The organism is Mucilaginibacter sp. 320_HR (genome assembly GCF_059691875.1).
Map to the genome: position 1 here is coordinate 357,549 of NZ_JCAWAI010000002.1, position 23,078 is coordinate 380,626.

Genomic DNA, 23,078 nt, shown 5'->3' on the forward strand with positions numbered 1-23,078 from the left:
GACTTTACAAGCTTTTATTATTCAGCAATTATATTTTTTGCTATTATTTATTAATATTAATTTGTTTTTAGTTGTTAAATATCTATTTTCATGAAAAATTGATAAGTAATACAAAATCTATAGAGATTATTATTAATCAAAGAAGCTTTTGAGATGGATAAAGTAGGTGTGAGGGTAAATTGGTGAGAAAAGTTGATGGTATTAAGCTCCTTGTGATTTAATTGTAGTTGATTGAGTGTTTTTGTCGATTGTTAATATGCAACCCACAATTAATTACTATAAACAACAAATTCTTTATCATGAAACAAAAACTTTTACTTTTATCTTTATTTGCAGCCGCAACGTTTACAGCCAACGCACAGGAGGCGCCCAAAGTGGATCCGCCGCTGGTGATTTCAGGGTCCGTTGACACTTACTACAAATACGATTTTTCCGGTTATAGAAACCCAGCTACCAATAGCTCAAACATTGGTACCAGCTTTGCCAGCGATCAAAATTCTGTATCAATCGGTATGATAGATCTTGGTTTAAAGAAAAAGGTAGGTAAAGCAGCATTTGTAGGAGAGCTAAGCTTTGGTCCGCGTGGTCAGGCGCAGTCTATACCTGATGCCGGCAGTAATGGACAGTCGTTTCATATTCAAAACCTTTACGTATCATACGATCTTACCGACAAATTTACAGTTACAGGTGGTTACATGGCCACCTTCGTAGGTTACGAGGTAATATCGCCTGTTGGTAATTTTAACTACTCTACGTCTTACCTGTTTACCAACGGTCCATTCCAAAATGCCGGGTTAAAGGGTACCTACGCTTTCTCTGATAAGGTAAGCCTGATGGCGGGAATCTTTAACGACAGCTGGAACAATTATACATCCACTAAGGATGTGTCTACATTTGGCGCACAGTTGTTTGTGAGCCCGGTAACCGGCTGGACCGCTTACCTGAACCTGGTGTCTGGGAGTACATCGGGTACGGAGGTTGATCTTACAACCGCATACCAAATTACCAGTGCATTTAAACTGGGACTGAATGCTGCAGATTTTAACGCGCCTAACAGCAACGGCGGCTTCCAGGGTGTCGCCTTGTATCCGCAGATTGCAGCCAGTTCAGCAGTGTCCTTCGGTTTAAGAGGGGAGTACTTTAAGTATAAAGATGGTGGGCCAAGTGTTAAAGCGTTTACTTTAACATCAAACATTAAAGCTGGCCCGCTAACCGTTATTCCTGAGGTAAGACTTGATCATGCTAATACAGAATCATTCGTAAACAAAAACCTAATGGGCAAGAAATCTGCATCACAGTTTGTACTTGCTGCAGTTTACGCCTTCTAAAATACCGCGACTAATAATTAAGTTTATCTTTAAGCCATCTGTATTTATACAGGTGGCTTTATCTTTATTGTATGAAAAAAATCATCCTCTTTCTTATTTTAATAACATCCGTCTGCATTGCGTCTGCACAAACAGAATCCCTGCAATTAGATGAGAACAATAAAAACGTTTACTACGCAGTGGTGGAAAAAGCCGGTCTCAATGCCGATAGTCTGTACATGCGTGGTTTAAGTTTCGTAAAGAAGAACTACAATGGTGATCTGGCGAAAAACCAAACGCAAAATGCCATAACAGTAAAAGGCAGATACGTGGTGTATACCAGTTCGCTTGCATCAAAAAAACAAGGCGGAGATGTAACCTACAAACTGTCCATTGAAACCAAAGATGCGAGATACCGGTACAAGTTTACCGATTTTGTATTTACACCTTATAAGATAGACAGGTATGGCAATATGGTAGCAGTACCAGGTATATTAATACCTGCGGAAAAACTATCCTCTAAAGTGCCTGCAAAGGATGCGGAAAGTTACTTAATACAAATTGCTGCTGCTTGTAAGGAAACAGCTGACCTGCTGAAACAAGAGATGGATAAAGTGCCAGCTTTAAAGAAGGTTGAGGTTTTGAAGAAAGTTGATACAGAAAAGTGGTAATCGTATCCAAATAATAGTTTTAATAAAAGTAGTTTCACCATATTAAATTTGTAAATTAAAGATAATACAAATAATAATTTGGTAAAAGTTTAGTTAATGACAACCTTTTGTGTTGCAATATCGTTATATTAGAAAATTAAATTCTAAACGTTATGCTAAACACAAAATTTGATTTGTACAACACCGAGTGGCTTGATGTTGTATTTACTGACCGCAACAAGGAATACGGCGCTTACGAACTGCGAAACAGCTATTCCTCTACTATGGCAAAAGCTATGGGGCACACCTTTGGCACAGTTGCATTTTTATGCACAGTTGCTTTCATTATTGCTCGATATACGCCGATAGAAGATGTTGTTAAAATGATTCCGGTAAAAATGGATGATAAGGTCATTAAAATAATCCAACCTGAAAAAATTGCTCAACCGAAGCAACCAAAGCAAAGTAGCCCTGCAAAACAACTACCTGCATCATCTACTACAAAATATACCTCTTTTGTAGTGACAAAGCAGACCGTAACTGAAGACCCCCCGGTCATTGACCAGATTAAAGGTGATATTGGCAGCACGACCACTAAAGGTGTAGATGGTCCTGCACTAGCACCGCCGACAGATGGCCCTGTGGGCCCACCAGCTGCTCCGCCGTTTACCGGAAATGAACTGGTGCCTTTTGAAAGTTTGGAGGCAATGCCCGAGCCTATGGGCGGATTCGACGCATTCTCTAAGTTCTTAGGAAAAAACATGCATTTTCCTTCACAGGCTGAGGATGCGGGAGTATCCGGCAAAGTTATAGTAAGCTTTGTTGTCGAAAAAAATGGTGAGCTCAGCAATATCACTATAGTAAAAGGAGCAGGTTACGGGTTTGACCAGGAAGCTGCCCGGGTACTTAAGTTAGCTAAGGCCTGGAAGCCTGGCAAACAGAACGGCCAGTCGGTAAGGGTAAGATACCAGATTCCTATAAACTTTCAGTTACCAGTAGAATAATGGCCGGTGGGGATTTAGTAGCATAAGTATTTAGTAGATGTGAAGTAATAATTAACCTGATTACTTAAGTAAATTCCCATTTAGTCTTAATGTTTAGTTTAGCTCCGGTAACTTCATAGAGTCGCCGGAGCTTTTTCTTAATAGGAAAGAGGAACGTTAACTGACGTCTGGCGTAAGCTTTCGCCTTTTACCTTTCGCCTTTCACGGCTTTTTTCTACCTTTGCGCATCCTTTCATCTAAACGATAACTACATTGGAGCAGCAGGAATTAACCACCGTTGAAACCGCCAAAGATCTGGGCCTTTTACCGCAAGAATTCGACAGAATAAACGAGATAATGGGCCGCGTACCCAACTTTACCGAGCTATCCATTTTCGCGGTAATGTGGAGCGAACACTGCTCTTACAAAAACTCTATTACCTGGCTCAAGACCCTACCAAAGGATGGCCCGCGCATGCTGGCAAAAGCGGGTGAAGAAAACGCCGGATTAGTTGATCTTGGTGGTGGCATTGGCTGCGCCTTTAAGATAGAATCACATAACCACCCGTCAGCGCTTGAACCTTACCAGGGCGCAGCAACGGGTGTAGGCGGTATTAACCGCGATATATTCACCATGGGCGCCAGGCCAATTGCGCAGATGAACTCCCTGCGTTTTGGCGATCTTAAATTAGATAAAACCAAATGGCTGGTAAAAGGCGTGGTAAAAGGTATTAGCCATTATGGCAATGCCTTCGGCATACCTACAGTTGGTGGCGAACTTTACTTTGATGATTGCTTTAACATCAATCCGCTAGTGAACGCGTTCTCAGCAGGTATTGTTAAAGAAGGTGAAACGGTATCTGCAACTTCTTACGGAGTAGGCAACCCGGTTTACATTGTTGGCTCTGCTACCGGTAAAGACGGTATTCACGGTGCTGCTTTTGCGTCAAAGGACATTACTGAAGATTCTGTAAACGATCTTCCTGCCGTACAGGTAGGCGACCCGTTCCAGGAAAAATTGTTGCTTGAAGCTACACTGGAGGTTATTAAGACCGGCGCGGTTATAGGCATGCAGGACATGGGTGCCGCAGGTATTATTTGTTCAAACTCAGAAATGAGCGCCAAGGGCGAGCACGGCATGGTTATACACCTGGACCGTGTACCTATGCGCCAGGAGAACATGAAACCATACGAGATATTGCTTTCTGAATCTCAGGAGCGTATGCTGATTGTGGTAGAAAAAGGTAAAGAAGCCTTAGTTGAGGCCGTGTTTGATAAATGGGACCTTAACTGTGTTAAAATAGGTGAGGTTACTGATACAAAACGCCTTGAATATTTTATGAATGGCGAAAAGGTTGCTGACGTTCCTGCCGACGATCTTGTGTTAGGTGGCGGCGCGCCGGTTTACCAGCGCGAGTACCGCGAACCAGCTTACTATGCAGAGAACCAAAAGTTTAAAATTGAAGATATAGCCGAGCCGGAGAACTTAGTAGATATTGCCGAGCATTTGATAGCAAATCCAAACATTGCATCAAAGCGTTGGGTAACGGATCAGTATGATTCTATGATCGGCCATTCTACAATGACTACCAATCGCCCGAGCGATGCTGCCGTGGTTGCTGTACAGGATACCGAGAAAGCTATTGTATTAACATGCGATTGCAACTCCCGTTACGTTTACGCCGACCCGCAGAAGGGTACCGCTATAGCCGTTGCAGAAGCTGCCCGTAATATTACCTGTGCAGGTGGCGAGCCTGTAGCTATAACAAACTGCCTTAACTTTGGCAACCCATATGTGCCCGAAGTATATTGGCAATTTGTAGGTGCTATTAAAGGTATGGGCGAAGCTTGTACCAAGTTTGAAACACCGGTTACAGGTGGTAACGTAAGCTTTTACAATCAGTCCAGTGATGAGGGTCCTGTGTTCCCGACACCTACCATCGGTATGTTGGGTGTAATGGATGATCGTACAAACATGATGACGCTTGACTTTAAGTCACCCGGTGATTTGATTTATATGATAGGCGAGTCCCAAAACGATATCGCTTCATCTCAATACCTTGCATCATACCATAAAGTGGTTAAAGCGCCTGCTCCTTACTTCGATCTTGATAAGGAATATGCCATGCACCAGGTTGTAAAAGAACTTATCAGGCACAAGGTTGTGCAATCAGCTCACGATGTAGCTGACGGTGGTTTATACATCGCCCTTGTAGAATCGTGCCTGCCAAATGCTCTAGGGTTTGACATTGTAACAGATGATGCCTTCCGTAAAGACGCGTTCTTATTTGGCGAAGCGCAGGGCAGGGTAGTGGTAAGTATTGCACCTGATGACCAGGAGCGCTTTGTAGAAATGATGGCTACCAGCGAGGTTGAGTTTAGCCTTTTGGGTACTGTAAACGCCATAGGTAATACTAATATTGATGGCGAGCTGTTCGGCAACATTATGGATATCAAAATGGTTTACGATAGTGTGCTTCACGTAAGCCTGGGCGAAGCATAATGCTCAAGCTTAACAAGATACAGCACGTCGCAATCATCTGTTCAGATTATGAGCGGTCTAAGCACTTCTATACCGGAGTGCTTGGACTGAAGGTTGTTCGGGAAGTGTATCGCAAAGAGCGAAACTCTTACAAGCTAGACCTTGAAGTTGGCGGGCAATACCAGATAGAGCTTTTCTCGTTCCCCGATCCGCCTGCACGGCCATCCAAGCCGGAAGCGCTTGGATTAAGGCACCTGGCCTTTGAAGTAGACAACATTGATGAAGCTATTGCTCACATCAATGAAAACGGAGTGCCTGCTGAATCTGTTCGCATAGACCCAACCACCGGTAAGCGCTTTACTTTTTTTGCTGACCCTGATGGTTTGCCTTTAGAATTTTACGAGATCTAGCTGGAAACCAGAGCTTTCTCGGCATATATCTTAAAGTTATTGAGGACAGATTGACAAGCCTGTTTCTGATCCTCTGCAGGCATGCTTGAATCAGGTTCAAATGTCTCCGTAATCCTTACAGGAGAACTCCCCGTAAACAGGATAGTAGATCGCCTGCCATCATTTAAACTGTACGACATCAGCTGATTAGCTATCACATCTGTGTACTGCCCCGCAAAGTCAAAGCTGAAACTGCCATCCTTTAAACCCATCATGAAATTAAACCGGCCGCCAGTTCTGGGATCATTTTCCGCACCCGGGCAATGCCAATCATCGGACATTACATTCCATTGCATAATGTGTTCAGGCCCATTCCATAGTTGCCATATAGTTTCTATAGACGCGTTTACTTCGGTAGTTACTGTTACTGTGTTCATGTTTTGTTGCTGATGATCAAAGATCTAGGCCTTATCATTACATGCAAACGGGTAAAAGCGGCAATAGCAGTGGGCAAATGCGACTAATCCACCATCTTGTAAACGCTTATTTTGCTCATATCCAGATCAATCCTACCACTTTCTTCGCGGTCAAACATAGGTATGAACTTAGCCCCCCAAACCATATCTGCATAGGTGTAAGAGGTACGGGAGTGTACGGTCTGCGAAAAGGTATCATCAAAAGCCTTTAACAGTACCGAAAAAGATGCCTGGGTACGTTCCAGCTCTTCAGGCGTAGCATCTGCCAAGGGGCTGTTTTCATCAAGCGGATGTACAATGGTCCAGTTTAGGGTAAGTAAGCTAACTTCCTTTCGCTCAAGTTCTAACGGGAAAAATTTACGTGTAGCTTTGCCATTTACTATTTCGTTGTAGGAGAATATCACCTCCACGCCCAAGTCGATTAAAACGTTTCGGCGGAGGTTAGACAACCTGAACATCAGTCCTTTATGGTCACCATTATAAGGGCTCACTAGCAAATTATCACTATACACAATTTTTGCTGATGGCTTTGAAAATCGGCCATAAAGTAAACCTGTTGCCAGGGCAAACGCCAGTAAACCAACCATTGATTCAATGGCAGCTACTCCGTTGGCAGTCACGCTTTTAGGGTTGATATGGCCGTAGCCTACAGTTGAAATAGTTTGCGCTGAGAAGAAGAAAGCATCCAAAAAATGCCCGAGCGGTGTAGCACCATCAGCGCCTTGAAAGCTATCCATTCCTATTGATACATAGATAGTTGCAAAGAAAAGATTGGCTATAAGGTAGCCGGTCAACACAATAAACCAGAACTTACCCCAGCTCATTTTAATGAGGTTATGGTAGTTATCTGCGGTATTGAACAGGGCTAGCCCCTTGCGCTTTACATTGACGGAACCGTCTTTGTTAATAAGCGGCTGACTTTTGATAACCGGCTGAGGGCCAAAGCCTAAGTCGTTCTCCGGGTTTACTTTTTGTTCGCGTATTGCCATGTTTGTATCAGCAAAATAATTAATTATAAGCCAGGTTTTATATTGCCTGGTGACAAAACCTTGTCACCATATTTTTCAACTGTAATCCTTATCTTTATGTCATGTTCTTAGCGGCGCCCTGATGCTAATGACAGCTCTAATGAAAATCACGAGCAAAAATCTGCAAAAACCACATTTTTTTAAACCACTTTTATTCTTGTTTTTACCAATGAAAATCTGTTCCGCTTAAATGTGCAAACCTACGGTTGTAAAAGTATTATAAAGCTTGTTTTTAGAAAAAAGTATTTCCATATTTGCTGCGTAATGAACGCGAACGTAATTAACAATAACTGGTGGTGGCTTAACGAGAATTCGTAAGGCAACCTCATTTTTGTTTTCACAAGATATTTTGGAAGGGTTGCCGTAAGGCGGCCCTTTCTTGTATCCGGATTTTTCAAAAGAGGTTTACGGGTACTAACTAAGTAAAATAAACAAATAGAGAACCCCTCAAGGGACAAGGCTCATGAAACAGATACTTAACCACCTTTTCGAACATAAGACCTTCAGCCGGGAGCAGTCTAAAGAAATACTCAAGAACATAGCACTTGGGCAATACAACAACTCCCAGATGGCAGCTTTTATGACAGCTTATTGCATGCGTAGTATTACCGTTGATGAGCTGGAAGGCTTCCGCGATGCCATGCTGGAACTTTGTTTGCCGATAGATTTGCAAAATGGCGAACTTGTAGACCTTTGCGGAACCGGTGGTGACGGTAAGGATACCTTTAACATATCGACCTTGGCCTCTTTTGTGGTAGCAGGGGCAGGTTACAAGGTGGCCAAACATGGCAACTATGGTGTATCATCAGGCTGCGGATCGTCAAACGTGATGGAGCACCTGGGCTATGTGTTTACCAACGATACCGACAAACTCAAGCGAAGTATAGACGAGGCGAACATTTGTTTTCTGCATGCGCCGCTGTTCCACCCGGCTATGAAAACAGTAGCACCCATACGGCGGGAACTGGGTGTAAAAACATTCTTTAACATGCTTGGTCCCTTGGTTAACCCGGCCCGGCCGCAAAACCAAATGGTGGGTGTGTTTAACCTGGAGCTGGCGCGGGTGTACGCTTACCTTTATCAAAAGTCAGGCATTAAATACACGATCCTAAACGCACTTGACGGCTACGATGAAATATCGCTTACCTGCGATTTCAAGACCTTCTCGGCAGAAGGCGAAAAGATTAACAGTATTGAGCAGTTGGGTTTTGAGAAGCTTGCGCAAAGTGATATTACCGGCGGGCACACCGTTGCCGAATCTGCAGATATATTTATGAAGGTACTTAATGACGATGCCACCTCCGCGCAAATTAATGTGGTGCTAAGCAACGCCGCTATTGCTATCCAAACCATTGCGCCAAACAAAAGCTTTGCCGATTGTTTTTACGAAGCAGAGGCGGCGCTTATCAGCAAGAAAGCGTTGGCCAGCTTTAAACGTTTGATAGCATGAAAATAAAAGTATGCGGATTAAAGTTTCCGGATAATATTAGCAAGGTAGCGGCACTTTGCCCTGACCTGGTGGGATTTATTTGTTATGACAGGTCGCCGCGATATATACAGGGTATGGAGGAGAGCGACCTGATACCAATAGCCGACAGTATTCTGAAGACCGGCGTTTTTGTTGACGCGCCGCTGGAAGAGATAAACGAGCTGATAGAACGTTATAGCTTTAATGCCGTACAACTGCACGGCTGCGAAAGCCCGGATGATTGTAAGATATTAAAGGCACGCCTTAAAGTGATTAAAGCATTTGGTGTGGACGACTGCTTTGACTTTGCCGAACTGGGGCCTTATTATGACGTAGTAGATTACTTCCTGTTTGATACCAAGACCGCTGCGCGTGGCGGTTCGGGACAAACTTTCGACTGGACAATATTAGATAAATACACCGGCAGTGTGCCTTTCTTTCTATCGGGCGGGATAAGCCCCGACAATATAGACGAGGTAAAAAATATTAAGCACCCGATGTTTTACGGGGTAGACCTTAACAGCAAGTTTGAGGTATCACCGGCGGTCAAGGACATTAAAAAATTAGAAGACGCATTTAAGAAATTAAGAGATGAAGTACGGAGTTAACGAGCAGGGTTATTACGGTGATTTTGGCGGAGCATACATTCCCGAGATGCTGTACCCCAACGTGGAAGAGCTAAGGCAGGAATACCTCAAGATCATAAACGATGAAAGCTTTAAAGCGGAGTTTGACCAGCTGATGCGCGATTACGTAGGCAGGCCATCCCCGTTATACCATGCAAAAAGGTATTCGGAAAAGTATGGTGCTAACATCTTTTTTAAACGGGAAGACCTTAACCACACAGGATCGCACAAGATAAATAATGCTATAGGACAGATACTTTTAGCCGAGCGTTTAGGTAAAAAACGCATTATTGCCGAAACGGGTGCCGGCCAGCACGGCGTTGCTACCGCTACGGTTTGTGCGTTAAAAGGTATAGAGTGCATGGTTTACATGGGCGAGATAGACATTGAGCGGCAGGCACCCAACGTATCACGCATGAAAATGCTGGGCGCAAAGGTAGTAGCGGCAACATCTGGCAGTAAAACGCTGAAGGATGCCACCAACGAAGCCCTACGCGACTGGATAGGTAACCCTGTTGACACTCACTATATTATAGGCTCTGTAGTAGGCCCGTTTCCTTACCCGGAAATGGTGGCCAAGTTTCAGTCCATTATATCCGAAGAGACCAAAAAACAATTACTGGAGCAAACCGGTACCGAATTGCCGCAGTATGTTATGGCGTGTGTAGGTGGTGGCAGTAATGCCATGGGTATGTTCTACCATTTTTTGGATGATGAGGAGGTAAAACTGGTAGCAGTAGAAGCCGCCGGAAAAGGTGTAGATAGCGGTCACTCTGCAGCTACCACGTTTCTTGGTCGCGAAGGTGTGTTGCACGGCAGCCGTACCATATTAATGCAAACAGCGGATGGACAGGTAGAAGAACCGTATTCCATTTCGGCAGGGTTAGATTATCCGGGCATAGGGCCACAGCACGCGCATTTATATAAAATAAACCGTGCGACCTACGTAAGCATAACCGACGACGAAGCTTTACAGGCAGGCTTGCTTTGCTCACAGATGGAAGGCATTATACCGGCAATTGAAACCGCGCATGCATTGGCTTATCTGGACAAGATGACCCTTAAAGCCAGCGATAATGTTGTAATATGCCTATCCGGAAGGGGAGACAAGGACCTGAATACTTATATAAAGTATTTCGGCTTTTAGTGGTGTTAGTCACAATACATCAATGACCAGACCTCCCGAGTATCGGTTTTAAACTGTAATGGAAGACGTGTTCGACTTGTTCCAGTAGGTTGAGTCGTTCCTTAGGTAAAGAGTAAGGCGCAAAATAAAGAGTCAGCTTCAAGTCAAAGTTTTTTGCCCATTGAGCGAGTTGTAAGGCATATATCTTGTTTGGAGTAATACCGATGTGGGTTTTAAAGCGATGCAGAAAATTACTGTTAGTTTTACCAACATAAAGCACCGATGAGCTTTCATTGTGAGTAGGATTTATTTTTGGTAGCATTATCAACGACGAGCCTTCGCATTTACGTTTCATCTCGTTAATATGCGAATGAATTTTGCTGCAGTCAAAGGTAGATTCTATATTAAAATAGTACAAGACAGGCATTTGATTGTTAATCCCTTTTTTAAGTAATTTTTCAATCCAGCTGTTATAATTTTCTACATTAATGTCCTTGGTGTGGAATTGCAAAGATTCAAATTTAGGTGGAGGAAGTTGTGCAACCAATTCCAGGCCGGTGCGCTGCAAGGTCAGCCACTTTTCAAGATAGTTAGTATATTCGTGCATTGTGCAGCTAAGTTAAAAATCAGCGTTAATTCTTAAAGTACTCTGAGTTGCCCCTTTGACCTATCTAAGGTGCACTCTTCCTTCCACCACTAACGATTAAATACGACATCGAAAATTTAGATGTGTAAGTCATTGTAAACTTTTACATGCACCCAACCACTGTATCGTTACCGAACAGTGTGTGTTACACTTGCGTACATAGTGTACATGGTTAATAGTTCACAAGATATTGTTATACAGTTATTTATAAAATTGGTACGGCATTAACTAAGTTAGTGCAAATACCGGTTTTATGTTACAGAACTACTTTAAAATAGCATGGCGCAATATTGTACGCCATAAAGGTTACTCCTTCATCAATATAGCGGGCTTGAGCGTAGGCATAAGCGCCTGTCTGCTCATTTTCGTAATACTGCAGTTTGAGTTAAGCTTTAACACCAGCTTCCCCAATTACAAAAACATCTACCACATTATTACCCAGCAGAAGGGCGAAGACGGGGTGACTTATAATCCGGGTGTATCCGTGCCGGCTGTAGAGGCATTAAGGCTTGATTTTCCACAGGTAAAGTTTGCCGCGTTCAACACCAGTTACGGCAGTCAGCTCACGGTTCCCGGATCAGACCCTAATAATGCGGCGGACGCCAAGAAGTTTACAGAGCAAATCGGCGTGTTCTTTATGGAGCCGCAGTTCTTCGATATATTTCAGCACCAATGGCTGCAGGGCAGTAAAGATGTCTTGAATCAGCCCAACATGGTGGTTATTGATAAGAGCACCGCAACCAAATATTTCGGTGACTGGAAGAACGCAATGGGTAAAACCTTACGTATGGATAACGTACTTACGCTTAAGGTGGCAGGTATTATCGAAGACTCACCAGAGAACACTGATTTTCCGCTCAAAGTACTGGTATCTTACAGTACCTGGAAAGAACACCCGGCAGATTATAATTGGGACGGAACCTGGGATTCGTTAAGCAGCAATCACCAGGTATTTGCAATGCTGCCTGAGGGTATGACTGCCGCCCAAATGGATAGCCGGCTTATCCCTTTCACAGCTAAATTCACTAAGGATAAAACCCGTGTTACCAAAGTGCATTACCTGCAGCCACTATCTGAACTGCACTTCGATACCAGGGTAGGCGACACCACGGGAGACCACCTTACCAGTAAGGCCACCATTAAAACGCTTTCTTTTATTGCCATCCTCATTATTGTGATGGCGTCTATCAACTTCATTAACCTGTCTACTGCGCAGTCGGTAGGCCGTTCAAAAGAAGTGGGTATTCGCAAGGTATTGGGTAGCAGCCGCAAACAGCTTATCTTCCAGGTAATAGGAGAGACAGCGCTGATCGTTTTATTCTCCGTATTAATTGCCGCCGCCCTTGCTAAACTTGCTTTACCTCAGCTAAAGAACATAGCGAGTGTGCCTGATGATATCGGCCTTTTCAACGTAGGCACAGTTTTGTTCTTGCTGGTTGTTTTTGTAGCTGTTATCCTTTTATCCGGCATTTACCCTGCATTGGTAGTATCAGGCTTTAAGCCGGTATTGGCCATAAAAAATAAGATCACTGCTGCATCAATTGGTGGTATACCGTTGCGCAGGGCGCTGGTAGTAGCGCAGTTTGTAATAGCGCAGGTACTTATCATAGGCACATTGGTAGCCGTGAGCCAGATGGATTTTGTAAATAAGGCTGACCTCGGCTTCAACAAAGATGCCATACTGATCCTTCCGGGCTATACCGACAGCGTGAGCCTGACCAAAATAGAATCGTTTAAACAGCAGTTATTGCAAAACCCGCAGGTGAAGGCGGTAAGCTTTGCGTCAGATGCGCCGTCGTCAGACAACAACTGGGGCCAGAACTTCTATTTTAACAACTCACCCAAGGATCCAACGTTTAGCACCTTCCTGAAATTTGCCGATGCGGACTATTTCAAAACCTTCGGTTTTAAGTTTGCTGCGGGTAAAGGATACGACCAAAGCGACACTATACGGCAGGTTGTGGTGAACGAAACCTTCATACATAAACTAGGCATCCAAAAAGCTGAGGATGCAATTGGTAAAACAGTGAAGTTAGGCGGGCGTGGCTTTTGGGCGCCAATCACGGGGGTAGTAAAAGACTTTAAAACCAATTCCTTGCGTGACGCGGTTAAGCCAATAGTTATAGCTCCAAGGAAAAGATATGAATCATTAGCAGGCGTAAAGATACAAACCACTAATTTAAGCCGCACGGCTGCAGATATAAAAGCCCTATGGGAACGCACGTATCCGGAGTATGCCTATACGGGCTATTTCCTGGACGAAAACATAGCACGCTTTTATCAGCAGGAAAACCAGCTGGCCTTAGTCTACAAAGTATTTGCGGGCATAGCCATATTCATTTCATGTCTTGGCTTATACGGTTTGGTGTCGTATATGGCGGTTCAGCGCACTAAAGAAGTTGGTGTACGAAAAGTACTTGGCGCTTCGGTAGCCAGTATAGTGCTTATGTTCTCTAAAGAGTTCATGATCCTGATCACTGTTGCGTTCTTAATAGCTATGCCGCTGGCGTGGTACACTATGTCAGAATGGTTGCAAAACTTTGCTTACCGCATATCACTTGGCGCAGGCGTGTTCGTACTGGCTATTGTTGGTTCGCTGGGTATTGCCTGGTTAACGGTAGGGTATAAGGCAGTAAAGGCAGCTTTGGTGAACCCGGTAAAGAGTTTAAGGAGCGAGTAAAACCCGAAGCCTCACCCTAGCCCCGCTCTTTAGGAGAGGGGCTATAAATGGTTTAAATTATTATATCTGTGTAATCAATAATTGTATGATAAAGAGCTATTTTAAAGTTGCGTGGCGCAACCTCATGAAGAACAAGTTCTTCTCGTTCATAAACATCTTTGGTCTCTCGGTAGGTTTGGCGTGTTGCATGCTTATTGCGCTATACCTCAATTATGAAACCAGTTATGATACACAGCATAAGAATGCTGCTAACATTTACCAGGTAATTACGGCATTTGTGATGAAGGGGCAGTCGGCCACCAAAATGGCTAACACACCTGCACCAATGGCGGGCGCGCTGAAACAGGAGTACCCGGAAATACTGGAAACGGCGCGACTGCTAAAGCTATTTACAGAGGATAAGACCATTGTAGAATACAATCAGCCAAATGGTGAGCGAAAGGCCTTTCTTGAAGAAAAAGGCTACCTGGCAGATGCATCCTTCTTTAAAATGTTCACCTACAACTTTGTAGAAGGAAAACCTGACGGCGCGCTGGCTAACCCGCGTACTATTGTGCTATCACAAAAACTGGCACAAAAACTCTTCGGCTCACAATCTGCCATTAACAAAGTAGTTCATGTTAACAGCAATACCAACGGCGAACAGGACTATACAGTTACAGGCGTATTTAAAACAGGCAATACACCATCACATATAGATGGCAATTTTTACCTCTCCTTCATGGGGGGCGAAATGGAGAAGTATATAAAGCAACAGGGTGCCAATTTTGCTAACAACAATATGTTTTACACTTACCTGCTGCTTAAGCCGGGCGCCAGTGCCTCCGCCATGGAAGCTAAGCTGCCGGCGTTTATTGATAAATATGCAGGTAAGGACCTGGCGCGTTCGGGTTTCGGCAAAAAGCAGAGCTTAATGGCGTTAAGGGATATTCACCTGAGCAGCGAGGTGCCCACCAACGTAACACCGGCTGCAAGCAAAACTTACCTGTACGTGCTGTTATCCATCGCGATATTCACGCTGGTTATTGCCTGTATCAATTTCATGAACCTGTCTACCGCGCGGTCCTCAAAACGGTCGTCAGAAGTAGGGGTGAGGAAAGTATTGGGTGCGGAGAAATCTACCCTGGTGCGTCAGTTCCTTGGCGAATCTATACTGATGGCGCTCATTGCTTTTGTATTCGCACTCGCTATTACATTAATATTGCTGCCGGTGTTTAATGAAGTATCCGGGCGCGACATAGCAATTATGTTCCCGCAGGACACCACTATGCTGATCGGCTTCTTGTTAATGGCACTTTTGACAGGGGTTCTGGCAGGTAGTTACCCGGCGTTTTACTTGTCTTCCTTTAACCCGGTTAAGGTGCTTAAAGGCAAGCTTACCAACTCGCTGGCTGTAGTTGCGGTACGTAAGGGATTGGTAGTGTTCCAGTTTATTATATCGGCAGTCCTTATTATTGCTTCAGTAGTTATTGCCAGGCAAATGAACTATATGCGCACCACAGATTTGGGTTTTGCCAAAGAACAGCAGATAGTTTTGCCACTAAGAACAACCACCTCCAAAAACGCCTACGCAGCTATCAAAGCCGACCTGGAGAGCAATAGCCGCGTGAGTTCTATCGGTGGTTCGGCTTACTACCCGGGCATCTTCAACCCGAGCGACAACCTTATGTATGCAGAAGGCAAAACCTCTGCAGAAAGCAAGCGCACACGGATGAACTATGTGGATCCGGATTTTCTCACCACAATGAACATCAAGCCCGTTGCCGGCAGGTTGTATTCCAAAGAATTTATGTCTGACACGAGCAATGCGATGATCATCAATGAAACGGCTGTAAAAGAGCTAGGCTTTGCATCGCCCAAAGACGCTGTAGGTAAAAAGATACTGAACAACTTCCAGGATCAAAGCTCATCCTACAACATTGTAGGCGTGGTTAAAGATTTTCACTACGAAGACCTTCATCTGCCCGTTACCCCGTATGGCTTCCGTTTAAGTACAGGCGGTTTCAATTACATGATGATACACGTAAAAGCCGGCAACATGGCTGATATGCTGAAAACAGTAGAAGCAACCTGGAAGAAGTACGACCAGAATGACCCCTTTGATTATTCCTTTCTTGACGATGATTTCAACAAGAACTATAAAGCAGATGCCCGCCTGGCGGCGATAGTAAGTTACTTTACTATAGTAGCTATATTAATCTCCTGCCTGGGCTTGTTCGGTTTGGCTGCTTTCAGTGCAGAGCAGCGCACTAAGGAAATAGGCGTACGCAAGGTATTGGGCGCAAGCGTAAAAACAATAGTTAGCCTGCTTTCGGTTGATTTTCTGAAACTGATCATTGTATCGGTGGTAATCGCATCGCCGATAGCCTGGTGGCTGATGAACAAATGGCTGCAGGAATTTGCTTATCGCAGGGATATAGACTGGACAATATTCGCTTATACAACTGTAATCGCCATTGTTATCGGTATGATCACCATCGGTTCGCAAGCGCTTAAAGCTGCGCTCGTGAATCCGGTAAAGAGTTTGAGGAGCGAGTAAAGCCCGAAGACTCACCCAATCCCTCTCCTAAAGGAGAGGGACTTAAATCAAATAGAATCGGATCTGTTGAATTCATAACGATATGATAAAAAACTACTTAAAAACAGCATGGCGCAACCTGGCCCAAAACAGGTCTACTTCTATCATCAGCGTGGCCGGGCTTGCAGTCGGCATTTGCTGTTTCATGCTTTTAGCAACGTATCTTATTAACGAGTTAAGGTATGACCGTTTTCACGAGAAGGCTAACCGCATAGCCAGATTAACCAGCGGCTATCAATCATCTGACGACCCCGAGCCACGGGTATTTGCAGTGACGCCGACTGCGCCTGCTGTGGTGCTTAAACAACAGATACCCGGTATAGAAGACGCCGTGCGAATATTCCCTTACAGCAATTCAAGTCCATCGGTTATAAAGCTGGGAGATAACTTGTTTAAAGAAAAGAAGGTGCTGGTGACTGATCCATCATTCTTTAACATCTTTGATTTTAAGTTTGTAAGGGGGGACAGGAAAGCTGCGTTAAACGGACCTGCTTCTGCAGTTTTAACAGCATCTTCCGCAAAGAAATACTTTGGCAGCGATGATATTATTGGTAAAGTAGTAGTGCTTGATGGTATTAACCTTACTGTTACCGGAGTTATTGAAGATGTACCCGAATACTCGCAGATAAAGTTTAACGTACTTGCCAGCTACGCTATTATGCCCCGTTCTAAAGAGCTAAAGTGGAACTCATCAAGCGATTACTCGTACTTTTTGCTGAAGCCAGGCACCAGCATTGCTAAAGTTCAGGCGCAAATTGATGCCTTTACAAAAAGCAGGCTTAAAGAAGAGGTACGCCCCGGTGCACGCCAGTGGTATACGCTGGAGCCACTTACAAAGGTGCACCTGTATTCGGAAGCGGGTTATGGTTTGGAGCCATCAGGTAACGTAAAGTACATCTACATTTTGGGTGCTGTAGCTATTATACTGCTTGTATTGGCCTGCGTAAACTTCCTGAACCTGGTTACCGCCCGCTCTGCAGAACGTGCCAAAGAAATAGGCGTGCGTAAAGTAATGGGCGCGCAGCGTAAACAGCTATTCTTCCAATTTATTACCGAGGCAGGCATTATTACGCTTACTTCTCTGTTAATAGGACTACTGATGGCTGGTCTTGCTTTCCCGTGGTTCAGCAACTTTAGCGGGCAAACACTTGGCTTTAGCACATGGAACATCAACTGGTTGGTACTTGCTATAACCACGTTATTTATATTAGTAACGCTGCTTGCAGGTACTTATCCGTCGCTGTACCTATCAGCGTTTAAACCTGTGGTTACGCTAAAGAGCAGTTCGCCCGGGTCGGCAGGTGGCAATGCGCTGCGTAAATCGCTGGTAGTATTCCAGTTCATTGTCTCGGTATTCTTTATCATCAGTACGCTGATAGCCGGCAGCCAGCTTCAATACATCCAGCACCTTAATACGGGTATGAACCGTTCGCAGGTAATGGTAATAGACATAGGTGGCATGGGCTACAACGAACTTGAAGCATTCAAGAACGAAGTTGCACAGCAACCCGGCGTGAAAGGTGCCACAGCTACTTATAACTCTCCTATAAACGTTACCGGAGGTTACTCCATAAACTCTGCCGACGGTAAAAATGCTGACTTCAGCTTATCCGTTGTTGCAATGCCGGTAGAGAAGACCTTTATCAGCACAATGGGTATTCAGCTGCTGCAGGGCCGCGACCTTGACCTGGGCGACGAACAGCAGGTAAGGGTAAAAGAAGACTCCCTTCGCAAATACAGCTTTATCCTGAATGAAACAGCAGTTAAGGCAATGGGGTGGAAACCCGAGCAGGCAATAGGGAAGCATATTGGTCTTAACGGCAGGATGGGGATAGTAAAAGCAGTTGCCAAAGATTTCAATTTCACCTCATTGCACGATAAGATATCGCCAATTGTAATATTCCCGGAATATAGCTGGTTTGCTAAAGTTTTGGTAAAGACCGATGACCGTAACACAGCGGCAACCATTGCAGCCGTGCAAGCTAAATGGCACACCTTTTACCCTAACGCGCCAATAGAGTACCATTTCCTGGATCAGGAGTTTGAAGAGATGTATAAGGCGGACCAACGCACTGGTGACATCTTAAAAGCATTTACTTTTGTCACCATTTTCATATCCTGTTTAGGTCTGTTTGGCCTGGCGGTATTCTCTACCCGTTTACGCCTGAAGGAAATTGGTATCCGTAACGTGCTGGGTGCAAACGTACCGGGAATAGTTGCACTCATATCATCAGACTTTTTGAAGCTGGTGCTGATAGCAGTTGTGATATCTTCACCATTGGCCTATTACGCCATGACTAACTGGCTGCAGGGTTTCGCCTACCGCATAAACATACAATGGTGGGTGTTCCTGCTCGCAGGTGGCTTAGCAATTGTTATTGCGTTTGTAACGGTGGGTTACCAGTCTATAAAGGCAGCGCTTGCAAACCCAATAAAAAGCCTTCGATCAGAATAGCCCTTTACTATCATCATCTACTTAAAAAAACTATAACCATGTTCAAAAACTATTTTAGAATAGCCGCCCGTAATATCTGGCGCCATAAAGGATTTTCTGCTATTAATATTTTTGGCCTGGCTATAGGCCTGTCGGTTTGTTTACTGATCACCTTATTTGTTGTAGAGGAATTGAGCTACGACAAGTACAATACCAGATCGGCAGACATCTACCGGGTATATTCAGATTTTAAAGTAAATGGAAGCGTTTTTAAAGATCGGGAGTCGCCTGCGCCATTGGCTGCAATTATGATGAAGGAGTACCCGCGCGTAGAACAAGCTACACGCATAAAAGAAAGCGGGAAAACACTCGTTAGGAAAGGCAATCAAACCATAATAGAGCCAAATAGCTTTTACGTGGATCCTAACATATTTACCGTATTTACTTTGCCCATGATGGCTGGTGACCCCAAGACAGCATTGCTGGAGTCTCACTCGATCGTTATCACTAAAAAAGTTGCACTTAAGTATTTCAATTCAACAGACGTAATAGGGAAGACCCTGCACCTGGATAATACCGACGACTATAAGATAACTGGCGTTTTACAAGATGTTCCCGAAGAGTCGCACATCCATTTTAACATTTTAAAATCAATGACCGGCAACACGGAAAGCCGCAGCACCCAGTGGACCAATGTTGAGTTCAATACCTATGTCCTGGTGCGTAAAGGAACTACACAAGTACAACTTGATGGTTATCTAAAGCAAGCAACCCGCAAATATGCCGATGCCGAATTGCAGCAGTTTATACACACTTCAATTGCTGCGCTGGAGCAAAAAGGCGATCACTTTAGGTTTGCTACAACACCTTTAACAGCAATACACCTCCATTCTCCATTAACTACTGAGTTGGAGCCCGCAGGCAATATTCAGTACGTATACATATTTACTATCATTGCTATATTCATCCTGGTAATAGCCTGCATTAACTTTGTTAACCTCTCCACTGCAAGTTCTGCCGGGAGAGCAAAAGAAGTAGGCGTACGCAAAGTTTTAGGTTCAAACAGGTTATCCCTTGTTTACCAGTTCCTCACAGAATCTGTCCTCACCAGCTTCATGGCGCTGTTAATAGCTGTTGCTGTCGCCATGGTTCTGTTGCCTTATTTCAACGGTTTAGCAGGCAGGCAGCTTGTGATCAATTTATCGCCATCTAATTGGACAACTCCTGTGCTGATCGCAACCGCGCTTATAATAGGCATACTGGCGGGCCTTTATCCGGCATTTTACCTGTCGGCATTTCAGCCTATACATGTTTTAAAAGGAAAGCTTACCTCAGGTTTTAAAGGCAGTTTTCTTCGTAACGGGCTTGTAGTTTTCCAATTTGCCGCGGTTATTGTCCTTATTGTAGGTACGCTGGTCATCTATACTCAACTGGATTATATCAGAAATAAAAATCTCGGTTATAACAGGGAGCAGGTACTTGTGCTTAGGAATACATATTCACTCGGTAATCATATAAAAGCATTTAGAGAAGAAGCGTTGAACCTGCCGGATGTTAAATCAATTACTACCACCGGTTTTTTACCTACAGAAGGAAAAACACAAACCCAGGTTTACCACACTAACGAAGGGTCTAACGCAGGACAGTCCCTGTCTTTGGCAACATGGCAAGTAGACTGCGGCTATATACCAACGCTTGGAATGAGAGTAGCGAAAGGAAGGAATTTTTCGCCGGCGATGAAGACGGATTCTGATGCTGTTATTATTAATGAGTCGGCTGTAGCTATGCTCGGACTCAGAGACCCGCTGAATAAAAGTATATACATGTCTGGCGATGACCAGGTAACGCCTCATAAAATAGTTGGTATAGTTAAAGATTTTAACACCGGATCGCTGCGTAATAAAGTGCAGCCGCTTCTTCTGCGGCTCAGGACCAACAACGCTTCGATGGCCTTCAGGATAGATACTAAGAACGTTTCTTCAACCATCAACCGCATCAAGGATATTTACTATAAAGCCGACGCAAACATGGCCGGCCAACCTTTTGACTTTTCGTTTATGGATGACGACTTCAACCGCTTGTACCGTTCAGAGCAAAATACCGGTAAAATTTTCATGTCTTTTGCATTCTTTGCTATACTTATTGCTTGTTTAGGCTTGTTTGGCTTAGTAACCTACGCGGCAGAGCAGCGCACCAAAGAAATTGGTATACGGAAGGTACTAGGTGCCAGCATTAGCAGCGTAGTTGGCATGTTATCAACCGATTTTCTTAAACTGGTGGGTATTGCAGCTGTTATTGCATGCCCTGCAGCATGGTGGGCAATGAGCAAATGGCTGCAGGACTTTGCCTACCGCACAACAATAAGCTGGTGGGTATTTGCAGTAGCCGGCATGCTTGCTGTAATTATAACTCTTGTCACAGTAAGTTTCCGTGTAATAAAAGCCGCACTGATGAACCCGGTTAAGAGTTTGAGATCAGAATAGACTAATCTGCTTATAAATACGCGTTAAACTCTTACTTAAGCTTTACTTTAAATACCATATATGAAGAGGTACGTTTATTAACGCCGTTGTTGTAATCGGGTTGTTTGTTTATTTGCGATGTGGTAATGTAAAGGTAGCCGTTGGCAATAGAGTAACTATCAGGCCAGATCAGGCGTTTATCCGAAATCCATGTGGTTACTTTTAAGTCAGGTGATATCTTCACCATTCGATAGTTTTGAGGATCGCCAAAATAAAGGTTGCCGTCCTGGTCGAAAATCATACCATCTGTGCTTGGGAAATTGCTGCCAAGGTCATTCACTCTGCCCGCAAGCTGCTGCCTCGTTAAAGTACTGTCCAGCAGGTCGGCGGTCTTAATCCTGTACAGCTTATGATCAGTAATTGATTTGTAGTATAGCCAAGCTCCGTCGGGCGTTAATGCCAGTCCGTCTGAATTGAATTTCGCCGGAACGCCTTCCTTTGTAAGCTCACGGCCATCAATAATGTATTTGAAATATGGGTCGGAAAGTACTGACTTATGTCCCTGTAAAACCTGCCTGCTGCTGCCGGTATTTAAATCTAATATTACTATACCACCTTCATTTGAGTTGGTTAGGTAAGCAACTTGTTTTTTCACATCAACCCTGATGTCGTTTAAATAACTGCCGTTGTCAGTTGTTCCGGTGAAAAAGTACGTACGTTCTACCTTGTTGGTCTTTAAATTTATCTTTACTACTTTATTGCTGTTCTGATAAACTTTTTCCAGCTTGGGCGATGCAGGATCAACCACATACATAAAGTCGTTTTTATCTATGTAGGGCGATTGTACACACACCCACTTGTTTTTACCGTCTTCACCTGGCTTCCAGCTGTTCCATTCCTCGTTAGGGTAGGGCTTAACCTGGTTGTTGGGAAGCACTTCTACCAAAGCATATTTATAAGTTGATGACCATAGTGGATAGTTGACAAATACCCTTCCTGTTGATGAGGCAGCTACGCCTGTTAACTCATAAGTGTTATCAGAAAATACAGGTTCAAGCTTTGACTGTGCAGATGCTTTATAAGTGGGTAACAATGTTGCCATGCTCATCACGGCGGTTGTCAGCAGCAATACTTTCATTTTCATGCAGGTATAACCACTGCCAAAAACAAAATGTTTACCGTTGGGTAAAGTATTTAATTTAGAAGATAGATTTTCATGGCTTAAAATTCTTTCTTCATCAACAAGTCGGTTTGTTCTTCGTTACCGAGCCAAAAGGGATGGCTGCCAAACACGCTGAAGCCTTGGCGTTGATAGAAACGTATCGCATCATGATTTTGATCCCAAACACCCAGCCACATATAATCAAGATTTCTCTCCAAAGCCGTATTTAAAGCAAATTGAAGCAATTGCGAACCAATTTGCATCCCCTGGTATTCATTTAAGAGGTAAATGCGCTCAAGCTCCATGGTATAAGGGTCCTGCAGCTCTGTTTGAGCGTTATAGAAGTTTAGTTTGATGTACCCGGCTATATTCCCGTCAACAAGGGCGTAGTAAAATTCTGATTTAGGGTTAGTTAGCTGTTGAGTAAAGCTTTCTTTTGTAAATGCCGTTTGGGCGAAACCTTCCATTTGTTCCTGACCGTTGCGGGATGCAAATGCATCAAAAAACGTTTGACGGCTTAACTGCATTAGCCGATCAACGTCATTAGACAGTACTCGCTCAATTGAAATTATAGGTGACATG

17 protein-coding genes are annotated in these 23,078 nt (G+C 44.0%); 12 read left to right on the plus strand and 5 right to left on the minus strand.

Annotated features, from left to right (window positions below; genetic code table 11):
* The first annotated feature begins 299 nt into the window (after nucleotides 1-299).
* From AC59GT_RS07160 to gloA2, 5 genes are all read left to right on the plus strand, one after another.
* On the plus strand, nucleotides 300-1,328 hold the full coding sequence (locus AC59GT_RS07160) for a porin (protein ID WP_497236989.1): 1,029 nt from the start codon (nucleotides 300-302) through the stop codon (nucleotides 1,326-1,328).
* Between the two features lie 71 nt (nucleotides 1,329-1,399).
* Entirely contained in the window at nucleotides 1,400-1,978 is a 579-nt protein-coding gene (locus AC59GT_RS07165; RefSeq protein WP_497236990.1) for a DUF4468 domain-containing protein, read from the plus strand.
* A gap of 152 nt (nucleotides 1,979-2,130) precedes the next feature.
* Complete coding sequence (locus tag AC59GT_RS07170; RefSeq protein ID WP_497236991.1) at nucleotides 2,131-2,961, plus strand: energy transducer TonB; 831 nt, start codon at nucleotides 2,131-2,133, stop codon at nucleotides 2,959-2,961.
* Between the two features lie 252 nt (nucleotides 2,962-3,213).
* Entirely contained in the window at nucleotides 3,214-5,442 is a 2,229-nt protein-coding gene (gene purL / locus AC59GT_RS07175; protein ID WP_497236992.1) for a phosphoribosylformylglycinamidine synthase subunit PurL, read from the plus strand.
* A complete protein-coding gene (gene gloA2, locus AC59GT_RS07180) occupies nucleotides 5,442-5,831 on the plus strand; it encodes an SMU1112c/YaeR family gloxylase I-like metalloprotein (RefSeq protein ID WP_497236993.1) in 390 nt (129 codons plus the stop codon). The genes purL and gloA2 overlap by 1 nt, the downstream gene beginning before the upstream one ends.
* On the opposite strand, the gene AC59GT_RS07185 is transcribed toward gloA2, so the two are convergent.
* Both AC59GT_RS07185 and AC59GT_RS07190 read right to left on the minus strand, forming a co-directional pair.
* Entirely contained in the window at nucleotides 5,828-6,247 is a 420-nt protein-coding gene (locus AC59GT_RS07185) for an SRPBCC domain-containing protein (RefSeq protein WP_497236994.1), read from the minus strand. The genes gloA2 and AC59GT_RS07185 overlap by 4 nt on opposite strands.
* An 83-nt stretch (nucleotides 6,248-6,330) precedes the next feature.
* Complete coding sequence (locus tag AC59GT_RS07190; protein WP_497236995.1) at nucleotides 6,331-7,275, minus strand: ion channel; 945 nt, start codon at nucleotides 7,273-7,275, stop codon at nucleotides 6,331-6,333.
* A 502-nt stretch (nucleotides 7,276-7,777) separates the two neighbouring features.
* Here AC59GT_RS07190 and trpD point away from each other — a divergent pair.
* From trpD to trpB, 3 genes are read left to right on the plus strand one after another with little or no spacing between them, the layout of a single operon-like run.
* Entirely contained in the window at nucleotides 7,778-8,764 is a 987-nt protein-coding gene (trpD, locus tag AC59GT_RS07195; protein WP_497236996.1) for an anthranilate phosphoribosyltransferase, read from the plus strand.
* A complete protein-coding gene (locus AC59GT_RS07200; protein ID WP_497236997.1) occupies nucleotides 8,761-9,390 on the plus strand; it encodes a phosphoribosylanthranilate isomerase in 630 nt (209 codons plus the stop codon). The genes trpD and AC59GT_RS07200 overlap by 4 nt, the downstream gene beginning before the upstream one ends.
* Nucleotides 9,374-10,555 carry a tryptophan synthase subunit beta gene (trpB, locus tag AC59GT_RS07205; protein ID WP_497236998.1) on the plus strand — a complete coding sequence of 394 codons (1,182 nt, stop codon included), beginning with the start codon at nucleotides 9,374-9,376 and terminating at the stop codon, nucleotides 10,553-10,555. Before AC59GT_RS07200 ends, trpB begins: the two co-directional genes overlap by 17 nt.
* Before the next feature lie 19 nt (nucleotides 10,556-10,574).
* Here trpB and AC59GT_RS07210 read toward each other — a convergent pair whose 3' ends face one another.
* Nucleotides 10,575-11,141, minus strand: a complete 567-nt coding sequence (locus tag AC59GT_RS07210) for a hypothetical protein (RefSeq protein WP_497236999.1) — start codon at nucleotides 11,139-11,141, stop codon at nucleotides 10,575-10,577.
* A 292-nt stretch (nucleotides 11,142-11,433) separates the two neighbouring features.
* Between AC59GT_RS07210 and AC59GT_RS07215 the strand changes: the two genes are divergently transcribed.
* From AC59GT_RS07215 to AC59GT_RS07230, 4 genes are all read left to right on the plus strand, one after another.
* Nucleotides 11,434-13,860 (plus strand): ABC transporter permease, encoded by a 2,427-nt coding sequence (locus tag AC59GT_RS07215; protein WP_497237000.1) that lies wholly within the window; start codon nucleotides 11,434-11,436, stop codon nucleotides 13,858-13,860.
* A gap of 85 nt (nucleotides 13,861-13,945) precedes the next feature.
* Complete coding sequence (locus tag AC59GT_RS07220) at nucleotides 13,946-16,399, plus strand: ABC transporter permease (RefSeq protein WP_497237001.1); 2,454 nt, start codon at nucleotides 13,946-13,948, stop codon at nucleotides 16,397-16,399.
* An 82-nt stretch (nucleotides 16,400-16,481) separates the two neighbouring features.
* A complete protein-coding gene (locus AC59GT_RS07225; RefSeq protein ID WP_497237002.1) occupies nucleotides 16,482-18,893 on the plus strand; it encodes an ABC transporter permease in 2,412 nt (803 codons plus the stop codon).
* A gap of 38 nt (nucleotides 18,894-18,931) precedes the next feature.
* The gene (locus AC59GT_RS07230; RefSeq protein WP_497237003.1) at nucleotides 18,932-21,355 is read left to right on the plus strand and encodes an ABC transporter permease; all 2,424 of its coding nucleotides are present in this window, start codon (nucleotides 18,932-18,934) and stop codon (nucleotides 21,353-21,355) included.
* 31 nt (nucleotides 21,356-21,386) lie between these two features.
* Here the strand turns inward: AC59GT_RS07230 and AC59GT_RS07235 are convergent, their stop codons facing one another.
* Nucleotides 21,387-22,478, minus strand: a complete 1,092-nt coding sequence (locus AC59GT_RS07235; protein ID WP_497237004.1) for an L-dopachrome tautomerase-related protein — start codon at nucleotides 22,476-22,478, stop codon at nucleotides 21,387-21,389.
* Between the two features lie 77 nt (nucleotides 22,479-22,555).
* Nucleotides 22,556-23,077, minus strand: a complete 522-nt coding sequence (locus AC59GT_RS07240; protein WP_497237005.1) for a GNAT family N-acetyltransferase — start codon at nucleotides 23,075-23,077, stop codon at nucleotides 22,556-22,558.
* Between the last annotated feature and the right edge of the window lies 1 nt (nucleotide 23,078).